This is a genomic window from Marmoricola sp. RAF53 (assembly GCF_052114005.1).
Lineage (GTDB): Bacteria > Actinomycetota > Actinomycetes > Propionibacteriales > Nocardioidaceae > Marmoricola.
Map to the genome: position 1 here is coordinate 107,697 of NZ_JBFRDX010000008.1, position 13,383 is coordinate 121,079.

Below are 13,383 nucleotides of genomic sequence, written 5' to 3' on the forward strand. Positions count from 1 at the left end.
AAGATCACGTTCGGAAATATCGGGCGGAACCGGGTGTTGCAGAACCCGTGAGCACTCTCTTCGAGCCCCTGACCGTCGGCGGCACCACGCTGAGCAACCGCGTCCTGATGGCGCCGCTGACCCGGATGCGGGCGACCGCGCCCGGCGACGTCCCGAACGACCTGATGGTCGACTACTACCGGCAGCGCGCCGGGGCCGGCCTGATCATCTCCGAGGGCACCCAGGTCTCGCCGATCGGCAAGGGCTACATGGACACCCCGGGCATCTACAGCGACGAGCAGGTCGAGGGCTGGCGCCGGGTCACCGACGCGGTGCACGCCGAGGGCGGGAAGATCGCCGCTCAGCTGTGGCACGTCGGCCGGGTCTCGCACGACTCCCTGCACGACGGCGCGCTGCCGGTCTCGGCCTCCGCGCTGCCGTACCGCAACCGCACCACCGTGCGCGGCGGGGACGGCCGGCCGACCCGGGTCGACTGCCCGACCCCCCGGGCGCTGACCGTCGAGGAGATCGCCGCGACCGTCGAGGACTACGCCACCGCGACCGCGAACGCACGCGCGGCCGGGTTCGACCTCGTCGAGATCCACGGCGCCCACGGCTACCTGATCCACCAGTTCCTCAGCGCCGAGAGCAACCACCGCACCGACGAGTACGGCGGGTCGCTGGAGAACCGCGCCCGGCTGGCCCTCGAGGTCGTCGACGCCGTGGTCGCCGCCTCCGACCCCCGGTACGTCGGCATCCGGATCTCGCCGCTCGGCTCGTTCAACGGCCTCGAAGACGCCGCCGGCCAGCCGATGGGCCTGCACCTGGCCGCCGAGCTCGCGAAGCGGGACCTGGCGTTCCTGCACCTCTCCGAGCCGGACTGGGCCGGGGGACCGGCGCTCGACGACGAGTTCCGCAAGGCGCTGCGGGCGGCGTTCGCAGGCCCGATCGTCGGCGCCGGCAACTACACCGTCGAGAAGGCCGTCCGGCTGCTCGAGGCCGACCTGATCGACGCTGCGGCGTTCGGCCGGGCGTTCATCGCGAACCCGGACCTGCCGCAGCGGCTGCGGACCGGCGCGGAGCTCAACGACCCGGTGCCGGCGACCTTCTACGGCGGCGGCGCCGAGGGCTACACCGACTACCCGGCCCTGGTCGGCTGAGCCAGGCTGCCGAGAAGAGCCTGGGACTCGACCAGGCCGTCGTCGCTCGGCGCCTCGCCGCGTCCGAAGACCCGGTCGTGCTGCCGGGCGCGCAGCTCCAGGTGCGCCTCGGACGGCTTCGCGAACCCGTAGCGCTCGCGGGCCTCGGCGGGGGTGAGCACCTCGGGGTGCTCGGGCGTCACCCCGAGCAGGTACGGCGTCACCATCGGCTCGATGCCCGGCGTCAGGAAACGCGTCAGGGCGAGCTTGAGCCGGGGGTTGTGCTCGACCACGCCGAACGCGGCCCGGAGGAACGGGCGGACGAACAGGTCGACGGCACGGGGCTGGTCGAAGCCGCTGAGCCGGCGCATCCAGCGCGGCATCGTCGCGATGGTCCCGGCCCGCAGGAACCAGTTGACGACCTCGAGGCCCGGGCGCAGAAAGAACGGCGGGTCGGGAAGGATGACCTTGGCGTTCAGCAGGTGGTCCATCATCGCGATCGCGGCCTCGCTGACCGCGAGGTGCGGACGCATCTCCTCGAAGTAGGCGCGGATCCCGTCGCGGGTGAGCGGGACGTCGGCGGCGTCGCAGGTCTGGAGCTCCGCCGCGATCGAGCACTCCTCCCAGTAGCGGCGCTCCTCGGCCTCGGTGAGCCGGGCGCCGCCGTAGAGCTCGTAGACCTTGAGGACCGAGTGCCAGCCGGTCAGCAGGATCCAGAGCTGCGACTGCGGGTCGTTGGCGTCGTACCTGTTGCCGGAGAGCGGCTCGGTCCCGATCGCCTTGGAGTGCACCTTCACGAGCACGTCGGCGGCCTTCGAGACGGTCCTGCTGTCGCCGATCGCGACGGTGGCGAAGTAACGGACGGTCCGGTCGTAGCGGGTCGCCGGCCTGGCGTAGTTGGCGCCGGTCGCGTCGACCGCGGCGATCAGGGCGGGGTCCAGCTCCTCGACCACGACGGCGCGCTGGAGCCCGAGGACGGGGGTGGCGACGTGGCCCCAGACCTTCCAGGTGACCGAGTCCGGCCCGAAGAACCCGTAGTCCTCCAGCGGCTCGACGTCGCCGGCGTCGGGGACGGTGAACAGGCGGGTCAGCTTCGACATGTGATTCCTTCTCTCAGGCGTCCCGCATCGCGCGGTGCACGGCCTTGCCGACGAATTCGCCGAGCGTCTCGGGGGTCCAGGTGGACCCGCCGGCGAGGAGCGACCGGACGGCCGCCTCGCCGGAGGACATGAACAGCTCCACCAGGACGGGGAGCTTGGCCTCGACGTCGGTGGTGCCCCAGGCCCGCAGGGTGGGGACGATCAGGCGCTCGAACTGCGCTGCGACCAGGCGCCGGGCCTGGGCGAAGTACGCCGCGACGGCGGCGTCGGGCGCCGAGTCGAAGACGACCCGCCAGGTCGTCGGGTGCGCCGCGACGGTCGTGAGCAGGGCCTGGAAGCCGGCCACGAAGACCGCTTCGGGCGCGGTCACGTCGCGCGGGGGGAGCGCGGCGAGGGTGCCCGTCAGCATCCGGTCCTGCTCGCGGTCGACGAGCGCCCGGATCATCGCGACCCGGTCGGGGTAGCAGGCGTAGACCACCGGCCGGGTCACCCCGAGCCGCTGGGCGACGGCGGCGACCGAGATCGCACCGACGCCCTCGGCGGCCGCGATGTCGAGCGCGGCGTCGAGCACCTGGGGCCGGCGGCGCTCGGGCCCGAGGTGGGCGGCGCGGGCGTGGGTCGCGGTGGTCACCCGGTCAGTTTGCTACATCACTGCAGGAAATTGCTACACATGCGAAGGAAATCCAGGAGGCCGATCATCCCCACTCGGATAGAACGTGTTCTAGTCTGCTCGGCATGCGGTTCTCCATCAGCGTCGCGTTCCAGCCGGTCGACCAGCTCACCGCCATCGCCAAGGCGGCCGACGCCTGCGGGTACGACGCCCTCTCGATCCCCGACCACGTCGTCGACCTCGAGCGGCTCGCGACGCCGTACCCGTACACGCCGGACGGCCAGCGCCGCTGGGACCATGCTGCCGAGTGGCCGGACCCGTGGGTGCTCGCCGGGGCGCTCTCCGCGGTCACCACGAACCTGCACTTCTACACCTCCGTCTACGTGGCCGCGCTGCGCAGCCCGTACCAGGTCGCCAAGTCCGTCGGCACCGCCGCCGTGCTCTCCGGCAACCGGGTCGCGCTCGGAGTCGGGGTCGGCTGGTGCCGCGAGGAGTTCGAGCTGATGGGGGAGGACTTCGGCACCCGCGGCAAGCGCACCGACGAGGCCCTCGACCTGCTCGCCGAGCTCTGGACCCCGGGCTGGAACTCTCACGAGGGCGCGTTCTACCCGACGCCGCGGCTGGTGATGGAGCCGACGCCGACCGCGCGGATCCCGATCTACGTCGGCGGGCTCTCCGAGGTCGGGATGCGGCGCGCCGCCCGCCACGACGGCTGGATCGGCGACCTGTACACGACCGAGGAGGCCGGCAAGCACGCCCGCCGGCTCGCCGAGATCCGCGAGGAGATCGGCGCCGAGGGGGACTTCCGGATGATCACCGCACTCACCGACGCTTTCCTGCCCGAGCAGTTCTCCGAGGCCGAGGAGGCCGGCGTCACCGACGTCTGGACGATGCCCTGGGCGTACTACCACGGGCTCGAGTGCAGCCTGGAGCAGAAGATCGACGGCATCGAGCGGTTCGCCGCCGACGTGCTGGAGCCCCTGGAGAAGGAGAACGCGGACCGATGACCCGCACCGAGAAGACCCTCTGCGTCGTCTACGCCCTGATCGCCGTGGTGGCCCTGGTCGGCACCCAGTGGGTCCTGGCCGACTACCTGGCCGGCAGCGGCACGATGCAGGACTTCCTCGACGCCACCGTCGAGAGCCACGCCGCCACCTTCCTCAGCATCGACCTGCTCGCCCTCGCGCTCGCGGCGACGATCTTCATCGTGGTCGAGGGCCGACGCGTCGGCGTGCGCTTCCTCTGGGCCTACGTGCTGATCGTCTTCCTGATCGCCGCCAGCGTCGCCTTCCCGCTCTTCCTGATCGCCCGGACGCGGGCGATGGCCGCGCAACGCGGCTGGTTCGCCTACGAGCCCGCGGAGACCGCGCTCGACGGCTGACTAGAGCTGCCGGATGACCCGCGCCGGGTTGCCGACCGCGACCACGTTCGCCGGGATGTCGCGGACGACGACCGAGCCGGCGCCGATGACCGCGTTGTCGCCGATGGTGACACCGGCGAGCACGATGACGCCGCCGCCGAGCCAGACGTTCGAGCCGATGGCGATCGGGGCGGCGGCCTCGACCTTCGAGCGGCGCTCGTCGGCGTCGAGCGGGTGGGTCGGGGTGAGGAGCTGGACGTGCGGGCCGATCTGGGTGTCGGCGCCGATGGTGATCGGCGCGCAGTCGAGCGCGGTCAGGCCGTAGTTCGCGAAGACCCGGTCGCCGATCGTGATGTTGCTGCCGTAGTCGACGTACAGCGGCGGGCGGACCGAGGCGTCGTCGCCGACCGAGCCGATCAGCTGCCGGAGCACGTACTGGGCGTCCTCGACGGAGCGTTCCCGCGCGTCGGTGTACTCGCTCATCAGCTGGCGGGCGCGCTCCGCGGCGGCCACGAGCTCGGGGTCGTCGGCGAAGTACGGCTCTCCGGCGAGCATCCGCTCGCGGGCACTGCGCTGGTCGGTCTGGTCCTCGGTCATGCGCCTCAGCCTAGGCAGTGATCTCGAACGCGCTGCGATCCAGGTGCCGGGTGCGGTCCTTGTACTCGATGACCGTGCCCGGCCAGTTCGTGGTCACCCGGCCGCCCTCGTCGCGGTACCAGCTGTCGCAGCCGCCCCAGACGCTCTCGGTGAGCCGGCGTTGCACCTCGGCGTCGAAGGTCTCCTCGGCGTTCTCCTTGACCGTGACGCTGCCGCCGTCGGCGACCGTCTCGACGAGCTGGCGGATGAGTCCCGACTGCGACTCCATCATGTTGATGATCGAGGAGCCGCCGAGGTTGGTGTTCGGGCCGTAGACGATGCCGAGGTTCGGGAAGCCGGGCACGCAGACGCCGAGGTAGGCGCGGGCGCCCTCCTTCCAGGCGTCCTCCAGTGCCAGCCCACCGACGCCGGTGATCGTCATCGGGGCCAGGAACTCGGTGGCCGCGAAGCCGGTCCCGTAGATGATCACGTCGACCTCGTGCACGGTCCCGTCGGCGCTGCGGACGCCGTTCGGCAGCACCTCGACGACGGGCTCGGTGACCACGTCGACGTTGGGCTGCACGATCGCCGGGTACCAGTCGTTGGAGAACAGCAGCCGCTTGCAGCCGATCGGGTAGTCGGGGCGCAGCTTGGCCCGCAGCACCGGGTCCTTCACCTGGTGGCGCAGGTGCACCCGCCAGGCCTGCTCGAGGAGCTTCTTCATCGGGTTGGTGCCGGTCAGCGACTTGTTGAGCTGCTCCGACATCGTCCAGGTCAGGTTGCGGCCGAACGCCTGCGTCCGGGGGAAGCGGGCGAAGGCCTTGTGGTGGATCCGGGTGTAGGCACGGTCCGGCTTCGGGACGACGTACGGCGCCGAGCGCTGGAAGACGGTGACGTGGCCGGCCTCGGGTTGGATGCCGGGGACGAACTGGATGGCACTGGCGCCGGTGCCGAGCACGGCGATCCGCTTGCCGCGCAGGTCGACGCCGTGGTCCCACTCGGCGGAGTGGAACGCCGGGCCGGCGAAGGAGTCGACGCCGGGCAGGCGCGGGATCACCGGCCGGGAGAGCTGGCCGACCGCGGTGACCAGGAAGTCGGCGGTGAAGGTCTCGCCGGCCGCCGTCGAGACGGCCCAGGTCGCGCTCTCCTCGTCGTACGACGCCCCGGTGACCTCGGTGCCGGTCCGGACCAGGTCGCGCACGCCCTGCTCGGCGGAGACCCGCTCGATGTACTGCAGGATGTCGGCCTGGCCGGAGTAGCGCCGGGCCCAGCCGGGGTTCGGCGCGAACGACCACGAGTAGAGCGACGACGGCACGTCGCAGGCGGCGTTCGGGTAGGTGTTGTCGCGCCAGACGCCGCCGATCTCGTCGGCCCGCTCGAGGATCGTGATGTCGTCGAAGCCGTGGTGGCGGAGCTCGATCGCGGTGCCGAGGCCACCGAAGCCGGCGCCGACGATGACGATCCTGGGGGAGCGGACGGGTGAGGTCATGGCCGCAAGGCTACGTTCCGTGCTCCCGGGGCGGGCTGTCTTCCGCGGCCACCGAATTGACAATTCCGGCCTATCATCGGGGCGTGGTCCAGGTCCTCGATCCCGCCGTCAGCGATGCCGGGTTCCCGCGCAGCGTCACCGGCCTGGCCATCCTGGTCGACCACGCCCGCGAGCACGGGCTCCCGGTCTCCGGAGCCCTGGCCGGCACCGATCTGGGGCCGCGCGACCTGGAGGACCCGGAGCGCGCCGTCACCGCCGACCAGGAGCTCCGGGTGGTCCGCAACCTGAGGGCCGCGGGCCTCGCCGACGGGGCCGCGGTCGGGCGACGCTACCGGGCGAGCTCGTTCGGCATCGCCGGGTACGCGCTGCTGAGCAGCCGGACCCTGCTGGACGCGATGACCTTCGCGCTGCGCTTCCTCGACCTGACCTTCATCTTCGCGCTCCCGCAGGCGCGGATCGGCGCGGACGAGGTGGTCGTCGAGCTCGACGACTCGGCGCTGCCCGCCGACGTCCGGGGCTTCCTGCTCCAGCGCGACATGGTCGCCATGGACGCGGTGATGCGCGAGCTGCTCGCCGGCGACCTCCGCACCACGGTCGATCTGGAGGCGCGCACGATCAGGTTCGCGGCCGCCGATCTCGCCCGGGTGCTGCCGCACGCGAACCCGGCGACGCTGACCCTCTGCGAGCAGCTCTGCGCCGACCTGGCCTCCGAGCGCCGGGACGGGAGCCCGCTGGCCCAGCAGGTCCGGGTGCTGCTCGCGCAGCGGCTCGCCTTCGACGCCTCGGTCGCCGGCGTCGCGGCCGGGCTCGCGATGAGCGAGCGCACCCTGCGCCGGCGGCTCGCCGAGGACGGCACCGGGTTCCAGGTGCTGCTGGACGAGGTGCGCACGTCGTTGGCCGAGAAGCTGCTGGCCACCGGTTCGCTCACCGTCGCCGAGGTCGCGCACCGGCTGGGGTACGCCGAGGCGGCCAGCTTCATCCACGCCTACAAGCGCTGGCACGGCCGCACGCCCAAGGCGCCTGCGAGCCTCTAGGCTGCCCAGCATGCTGATCGCTGCGCTCGTCCTCGCGGGTCTGGCCGCGCTCGTGCACGTCTACATCTTCTGGCTGGAGGCGATCGCCTTCGACACCGCCGGGCGGAAGGCCTTCGGGATCTCGGCCGCGGACGCCGCGGTCATGAAGCCGTGGGCCTACAACCAGGGGTTCTACAACCTGTTCCTCGCCATCGGGACCGCCGCCGGGCTCGGCCTGTACGGGCCGAACCACGACGCCGGAATCACCCTGATCACCTTCACCACCGCGTGCATGGTGACCGCGGCGCTGATCCTGGTCTCCTCGGACCCGGGCAAGGCCCGCGGAGCGGTGGTGCAGGGGTTGTTCCCGGCGCTGTCCCTGATCTGCCTCGGGATCTGGGCACTCGGCTGACGGGGATCAGGTGATGGTCATCCCGCCGTCGACCGGCAGGGTCTGGCCGGTGATGTAGCCGGCCGCGTCCGAGGCCAGGAAGACGACGCTCGCGGCGAGCTCGCGCGGGTCGCCCTTGCGGCCCATCGGGATCCGCTCCTGCTGCTTCTCCAGGTAGCCCGGCGGGTACTGGTCGGTCATCTCGGAGGCGAAGAAGCCCGGCGCGATCGCGTTCACCCGGATGCCCTTGCGGCCGGTCCACTGCTGGGCCAGGTCGCGGGTCAGGCCGATCAGGCCCGCCTTCGACGCGGCGTACGCCGCCTGCGGGAGGCCCGCGGTGGTGATGCCGAGGACCGAGGAGATGTTGATGATCGACGAGCCGGGGTTCATCACCCGGCCGCACGCCTGCGCCATCCAGTAGCAGCCGTTGAGGTTGATGTCGATGACCTCGCGGAACTGCGCGGGCTTCTCGGCGGTCGCCGGGACGGCGGTGCCGATGCCGGCGTTGTTGACCAGGACGTCGACCCGGCCGAACTCCTCCATCGCGGCCTTCACCAGCGCCTTGCACGAGTCCGGGTCGGCGACGTCGGTGGCCACCGAGAGAGCGCGCCTGCCGGCGGCCTCGACGAGGGCGGCGGTGTCGGCGAGCCGTTCGACGCGGCGGGCGCCCAGGACGACGTCGGCGCCGGCCTCGGCCAGGGCCTGCGCGAACGCGACCCCGAGTCCGGAGGAGGCGCCGGTGACGATCGCGACCTTGCCGTCGAGGCGGAACAGGTCGGTGACGGGGGAGGCTTCGCTGGAGGAGGACATGCGCCCGATCATGCCGGACCGGTGATCAGGGCCGGTGCAGGCCCTCCTGGAACACCCGGACGGTGCTCGCCGGGTCCTTCGCCAGAAGGGCGCTCGGCCGGACCGGCCGGGGGACGAAGTTGCCCCCGCAGTTCGGGCAGCGCCCGTCCAGGCAGCGCTCGACGCAGTCGGCGCAGAACGTGCACTCGTAGGTGCAGATCCGGGCCTCCGCCGCGTCGGCGGGCAGGTCGCGGTCGCAGCACTCGCAGCTCGGGCGGAGCTCCAGCACGGCGTCCCCTACCGCGCGGCCGAAGCGCGGCGTGCGCGCCAGGCGCTCTCGACCATGTCGTGCAGGTCCCGCTTCGCGCTCCAGCCGAGCTCGGTGCGGGCCAGGTCGCCGGTCGCGACGATCCGGGCCGGGTCGCCCGCCCGGCGGGGCGCGATCTCGGGGGTGAAGTCGATGCCGGTGACCTCGCGCATCGTGTCCATGATCTGGCGCACCGAGGAGCCGGTGCCGCTGGCGATGTTGTAGACCGGCGCGATCGGCTCGCCCGACTCCAGCTTCCGCGCCGCCGCGACGTGGCCCTCGGCCAGGTCCTGGACGTGGATGTAGTCGCGCACCGTGGTGCCGTCCGGGGTCGGGTAGTCGTCACCGAAGAGCTTCGGCGTCTTCCCCGCGATGAGGTCCTCGAAGACCCGCGGGAACAGGTTGTACGGGCTGGAGTCGTAGAGGTCGTCCGCGCCCGAGCCGACCACGTTGAAGTAGCGCAGCGAGGTCCCGCGCAGTCCGGTGGCCTTCGCCTGGTCGCGGATCAGCCACTCGCCGATCAGCTTGGACTCGCCGTACGGCGACTCCGGGCCGGTCGCGGTCTCCTCGGTGACGACGTCGACGTCCGGGGTGCCGAACGTGGCCGCGCTGGAGGAGAAGACGATGTTGTTCACGCCGGCCGCCGCCATCGCCTCCAGCAGCGTGACGGTGCCGGTGACGTTCTGGGTGTAGGTGTGCAGCGGCCGCTCGACCGAGACGCCGGCGTACTTGAAGCCGGCCAGGTGCACGACGCCGACGATGTCGTGGTCCTTGAGCACCTGGGTGACCAGGTCGGTGTCCAGGATCGAGCCCTCGACGAACGGGGTGTCCGGTCCGACGAACTCGCGGTGCCCGCTGGAGAGGTCGTCGAGCACGACGGCACGGATGCCGACGGCCTCGAAAGCGCGGACGATGTGCGAACCGATGTACCCGGCGCCGCCGGTGACAAGCCAAGACATGGCCCAGACCCTACCCAGCGGGCCGCGGCGGTATCATCACGGACATGAGGTCCGACCTGCTTCTTGCCTAGCCGCATCCCCGACAGGTGATGCGGCTGCCCCTCGTTCCCGAGGGGCTTTTCTGTGTCAGGACGAACCTCCCACGAACCCGGAGAAGGACAGATGAGCGAGCGAGACGAGCAGGTCGGATACGACGTCCACGCGACCGAGGCCAAGTGGCTGCCGGTCTGGGAGAAGCTCGACCCCTTCCGCGCGGACGACGACTCGCCGCGGGAGAAGCGCTACGCGCTCACGATGTTCCCCTACCCGAGCGGCGACCTGCACATGGGTCACGCCGAGGTGACCGCGCTGCACGACGTGATCGCGCGGTACTGGTGGCTGCGCGGGTACGAGGTCATGAACCCGATGGGCTGGGACTCCTTCGGCCTGCCCGCGGAGAACGCCGCGATCCGGAACAACGAGCACCCGGCGACGTACACCTACGCCAACATCGAGACCCAGGCGGCGTCGTTCAAGAAGTACGGGATCAGCTTCGACTGGTCGCGCCGGCTGCACACCTCGGACCCGGAGTACTACCGCTGGACCCAGTGGCTGTTCCTGAAGTTCCGCGAGCGCGGCCTGGCCTACCGGAAGAACTCGCCGGTGAACTGGTGCCCCAACGACCAGACCGTGCTGGCCAACGAGCAGGTCGTCGACGGCATGTGCGAGCGCTGCGGCGCCGAGGTCACCAAGCGCGAGCTGACCCAGTGGTACTTCAAGGTCACCGAGTACGCCCAGCGGCTGCTGGACGACATGGCGCCGCTGGAGGGCACCTGGCCCGAGCGGGTGCTGACCGCGCAGAAGAACTGGATCGGCCGCTCCGAGGGCGCGCACGTCGACTTCGTGGTGCACCTGGCCGACGGCTCCACGCGTCCGCTGACGGTGTACACCACCCGGCCGGACACCCTGTTCGGCGCCACCTTCATGGTGGTCGCCGCGGACGCCGCGCTGGCCGCCGAGATCGTCGCGCCGGAGCAGCGGGCGGCGTACGAGGCCTACCTGGACGAGGTGCGCAGGGCCACCGACATCGAGCGGCTGGCCAGCGACCGGTCCAAGACCGGTGTCTTCCTGGGGGTCACCGCGACCAACCCCGTCAACGGCGAGCAGATCCCGGTCTGGGCCTCGGACTACGTGCTGGCCGACTACGGCACCGGCGCGATCATGGCCGTCCCCGGCCAGGACCAGCGCGACTGGGACTTCGCGAAGGCGTTCGACCTGCCGATCGTCCGGACGGTGCAGCCCACCGAGGGCTTCGACGGCGACGCCTTCACCGGCGCCGGCCCGGCGATCAACTCCGCCAACGACGAGATCTCGCTGAACGGCCTGGCCGTCGCCGAGGCGAAGAGCACGATCATCGCCTGGCTGCAGGACAAGGGCTTCGGCTCCGGCACGGTCAACTACCGGCTCCGCGACTGGCTGCTGTCGCGGCAGCGCTTCTGGGGCTGCCCGATCCCGATCATCCACTGCCCCGGCTGCGGCGAGGTCGCGGTCCCCGAGGACCAGCTGCCGGTGGTGCTGCCCGAGCTGAAGGGGGCGGACCTGAAGCCGAAGGGCGTCTCCCCGCTGGCCGCCGCCGAGGACTGGGTCAACGTCGACTGCCCGCAGTGCGGCGGCCCGGCCAAGCGGGACTCCGACACCATGGACACCTTCGTCGACTCGTCCTGGTACTTCCTGCGCTACTGCTCGCCGAACGACGAGACGGCGGCGTTCGACGTCGAGTCCGTCCGCCGCTGGGGGCCGGTGGACCAGTACGTCGGCGGCGTCGAGCACGCGGTGCTGCACCTGCTGTACAGCCGGTTCTTCACCAAGGTGCTGCACGACATGGGTCTGGTCGACTTCGTCGAGCCGTTCACCGCGCTGATGAACCAGGGCGTCGTCATCAACCAGGGCAAGAAGATGAGCAAGTCCCTGGGCAACGGCGTCAACCTGGGCGAGCAGCTGTCCGAGTTCGGCGTCGACGCGGTCCGGCTGACCCTGGTGTTCGCCGGTCCGCCGGAGGACAACATCGACTGGGCCGACGTGTCGCCGGCCGGTTCGCTGCGGTTCCTGCAGCGTGCCTGGCGGTTGTCCGGTGATGTCGCCTCGCCGGTCGGCGCGGACGTCGCCGGCGGCGACGTCGGGCTGCGCAAGGTGACCCACAAGACGATCCACGAGGCCGAGGCCCTGCTGGACTCGCACCGCTTCAACGTGATGATCGCCAAGGTGATGGAGCTGGTGAACGCGACCCGCAAGGCGATCGACTCCGGCTGCGGTCCGGCCGACCCGGCCGTCCGCGAGGCCGCCGAGACGGTCGCGATCCTGCTGTCGCTGGTGGCGCCGTACACGGCCGAGGAGATGTGGGAGCGGCTGGGCCACGAGCCCACGGTCGCCCGGGTCTCCTGGCCGGTCGTCGACCCGGCGCTGCTGGTCGAGGACTCGGTCACCGCGGTGGTCCAGGTGCAGGGCAAGGTCCGTGGCCGGCTCGAGGTGTCCCCGGACATCTCCGAGGCCGACCTGGAGGCCGCGGCCCTGGCCGACGAGGCCGTGCAGCGGGCGATCGGTGACGCCGTGGTGAAGAAGGTCATCGTGCGCGCGCCGAAGCTCGTCAACATCGTCGTCTGAGGTCCCTCCTACTAGGGTTCTCGCATGCCCGTCGCCCTGGTCACCGACTCGACGGCCTCACTGCCCGGGGCCGTCGCCGAGGCCCGCGCGATCACGGTGGTTCCGCTGCAGGTGGTGATCGGCGCGACCTCCTACGACGAGGGCGTCGAGGGCGGCGCCACGCCGGAGATGCTCGCCGAGGCGCTGCGGGAGTGGACGCCGGTGAGCACCTCGCGCCCGAACCCCGAGGAGATGCTCGAGGTCTACGAACGGCTCGCGGTCGAGGGAGCCACCGAGATCGTCTCGGTGCACCTGTCCGCGGACCTGAGCGGCACCTTCGAGTCGGCGCAGCTCGCGGCGCGGCGCGCTCCGGTGCCGGTGCACGCGCTCGACAGCCGGCAGGTCGGGCTCGGGACCGGTTTCGCGGTGCTCGCCGCCGCGGACGCCCGGGACGCCGGCGGCACCGGCGCCGAGATCGCCGAGGCGGCGAGGACGCGTGCCCGGGCGACCACCTCGCTGTTCTACGTCGACACCCTGGAGTACCTGCGGCGCGGCGGCCGGATGGGTGCCGCGGCGGCGCTCCTCGGCTCCGCGCTGGCGGTGAAGCCGATCCTGCGCGTCGAGGCGGGCCGGATCGGGCCGTTCGAACGGGTCCGGACCTCCGGCAAGGCGCTCGGGCGGCTCGAGGAGCTCGCGGTCGAGGCGGCCGGCGACGCCGCGGTCGAGGTCGCGGTCGCGCACCTGGCCAGCCCTGACCGCGCCACCACCCTGGCCGAGAAGCTGGGCGTCCGGCTCGCCGACGGCCTGGAGGGCCGCGAGGTCGCCGTGGGCGAGATCGGCGCCGTCCTCGGCGCGCACGTCGGTCCCGGGATGGTCGCCGTCTGCGTCGCGCAGCGCGGTGCCCGGTCGGTCCCGGTCGAGGGAGCGGCCCCGGAGTCGTCGGAGGAGAACGCCGGCTGAGCGGGTCGGCCGGCGCACACCCGCCGCTGCCGGCCGCTCGTCCACAGCCCTGCGCACGACGCCCCGGGCACCGGTACGCCGCCCCTAGCGTC

At 71.7% G+C, this 13,383-nt stretch carries 14 protein-coding genes; 7 read left to right on the forward strand and 7 right to left on the reverse strand.

What is annotated here, in order from left to right:
- Nucleotides 1–47 precede the first annotated feature (47 nt).
- Nucleotides 48–1,139 (forward strand): N-ethylmaleimide reductase, encoded by a 1,092-nt coding sequence (gene nemA, locus AB4Y76_RS09695; RefSeq protein ID WP_441924592.1) that lies wholly within the window; start codon nucleotides 48–50, stop codon nucleotides 1,137–1,139.
- Here nemA and AB4Y76_RS09700 read toward each other — a convergent pair.
- Together AB4Y76_RS09700 and AB4Y76_RS09705 are read right to left on the reverse strand one after the other, a co-directional pair.
- Entirely contained in the window at nucleotides 1,118–2,218 is a 1,101-nt protein-coding gene (locus AB4Y76_RS09700; protein WP_441924594.1) for an oxygenase MpaB family protein, read from the reverse strand. The genes nemA and AB4Y76_RS09700 overlap by 22 nt on opposite strands.
- Before the next feature lie 13 nt (nucleotides 2,219–2,231).
- Nucleotides 2,232–2,849: a TetR/AcrR family transcriptional regulator gene (locus AB4Y76_RS09705; protein WP_441924596.1), complete on the reverse strand. Its 618-nt coding sequence runs from the start codon at nucleotides 2,847–2,849 to the stop codon at nucleotides 2,232–2,234.
- Nucleotides 2,850–2,953: 104 nt separating this feature from the next.
- On the opposite strand from AB4Y76_RS09705, the gene AB4Y76_RS09710 reads away from it, so the two are divergent.
- Nucleotides 2,954–3,835 (forward strand): TIGR03619 family F420-dependent LLM class oxidoreductase, encoded by an 882-nt coding sequence (locus AB4Y76_RS09710; RefSeq protein ID WP_441924598.1) that lies wholly within the window; start codon nucleotides 2,954–2,956, stop codon nucleotides 3,833–3,835.
- The gene (locus AB4Y76_RS09715) at nucleotides 3,832–4,209 is read left to right on the forward strand and encodes a DUF2834 domain-containing protein (RefSeq protein WP_441924600.1); all 378 of its coding nucleotides are present in this window, start codon (nucleotides 3,832–3,834) and stop codon (nucleotides 4,207–4,209) included. The genes AB4Y76_RS09710 and AB4Y76_RS09715 overlap by 4 nt, the downstream gene beginning before the upstream one ends.
- Here AB4Y76_RS09715 and AB4Y76_RS09720 read toward each other — a convergent pair whose 3' ends face one another.
- Nucleotides 4,210–4,785: a sugar O-acetyltransferase gene (locus tag AB4Y76_RS09720; RefSeq protein ID WP_441924602.1), complete on the reverse strand. Its 576-nt coding sequence runs from the start codon at nucleotides 4,783–4,785 to the stop codon at nucleotides 4,210–4,212.
- A 10-nt stretch (nucleotides 4,786–4,795) separates the two neighbouring features.
- Nucleotides 4,796–6,253, reverse strand: coding sequence for a flavin-containing monooxygenase (locus AB4Y76_RS09725; RefSeq protein WP_441924604.1), 1,458 nt, complete (start codon nucleotides 6,251–6,253; stop codon nucleotides 4,796–4,798).
- Nucleotides 6,254–6,336: 83 nt separating this feature from the next.
- On the opposite strand from AB4Y76_RS09725, the gene AB4Y76_RS09730 reads away from it, so the two are divergent.
- Nucleotides 6,337–7,287, forward strand: coding sequence for an AraC family transcriptional regulator ligand-binding domain-containing protein (locus AB4Y76_RS09730; protein WP_441924606.1), 951 nt, complete (start codon nucleotides 6,337–6,339; stop codon nucleotides 7,285–7,287).
- 10 nt (nucleotides 7,288–7,297) lie between these two features.
- Nucleotides 7,298–7,678, forward strand: a complete 381-nt coding sequence (locus AB4Y76_RS09735; RefSeq protein ID WP_441924608.1) for a DUF1304 domain-containing protein — start codon at nucleotides 7,298–7,300, stop codon at nucleotides 7,676–7,678.
- A 6-nt stretch (nucleotides 7,679–7,684) separates the two neighbouring features.
- On the opposite strand, the gene AB4Y76_RS09740 is transcribed toward AB4Y76_RS09735, so the two are convergent.
- The 3 genes from AB4Y76_RS09740 to galE are packed head-to-tail and all read right to left on the reverse strand — an operon-like array spanning nucleotide 7,685 to nucleotide 9,712.
- The gene (locus tag AB4Y76_RS09740; protein ID WP_441924610.1) at nucleotides 7,685–8,467 is read right to left on the reverse strand and encodes an SDR family NAD(P)-dependent oxidoreductase; all 783 of its coding nucleotides are present in this window, start codon (nucleotides 8,465–8,467) and stop codon (nucleotides 7,685–7,687) included.
- A gap of 25 nt (nucleotides 8,468–8,492) precedes the next feature.
- On the reverse strand, nucleotides 8,493–8,735 hold the full coding sequence (locus AB4Y76_RS09745; protein ID WP_441924612.1) for a DUF1272 domain-containing protein: 243 nt from the start codon (nucleotides 8,733–8,735) through the stop codon (nucleotides 8,493–8,495).
- An 8-nt stretch (nucleotides 8,736–8,743) separates the two neighbouring features.
- Entirely contained in the window at nucleotides 8,744–9,712 is a 969-nt protein-coding gene (gene galE / locus AB4Y76_RS09750; RefSeq protein ID WP_441924614.1) for a UDP-glucose 4-epimerase GalE, read from the reverse strand.
- Between the two features lie 162 nt (nucleotides 9,713–9,874).
- Here galE and leuS point away from each other — a divergent pair, with 162 nt between their 5' ends.
- Both leuS and AB4Y76_RS09760 read left to right on the forward strand, forming a co-directional pair.
- Nucleotides 9,875–12,352: a leucine--tRNA ligase gene (gene leuS, locus AB4Y76_RS09755; protein ID WP_441924616.1), complete on the forward strand. Its 2,478-nt coding sequence runs from the start codon at nucleotides 9,875–9,877 to the stop codon at nucleotides 12,350–12,352.
- 24 nt (nucleotides 12,353–12,376) lie between these two features.
- Entirely contained in the window at nucleotides 12,377–13,291 is a 915-nt protein-coding gene (locus AB4Y76_RS09760; protein WP_441924618.1) for a DegV family protein, read from the forward strand.
- Nucleotides 13,292–13,383: the final 92 nt, after the last annotated feature.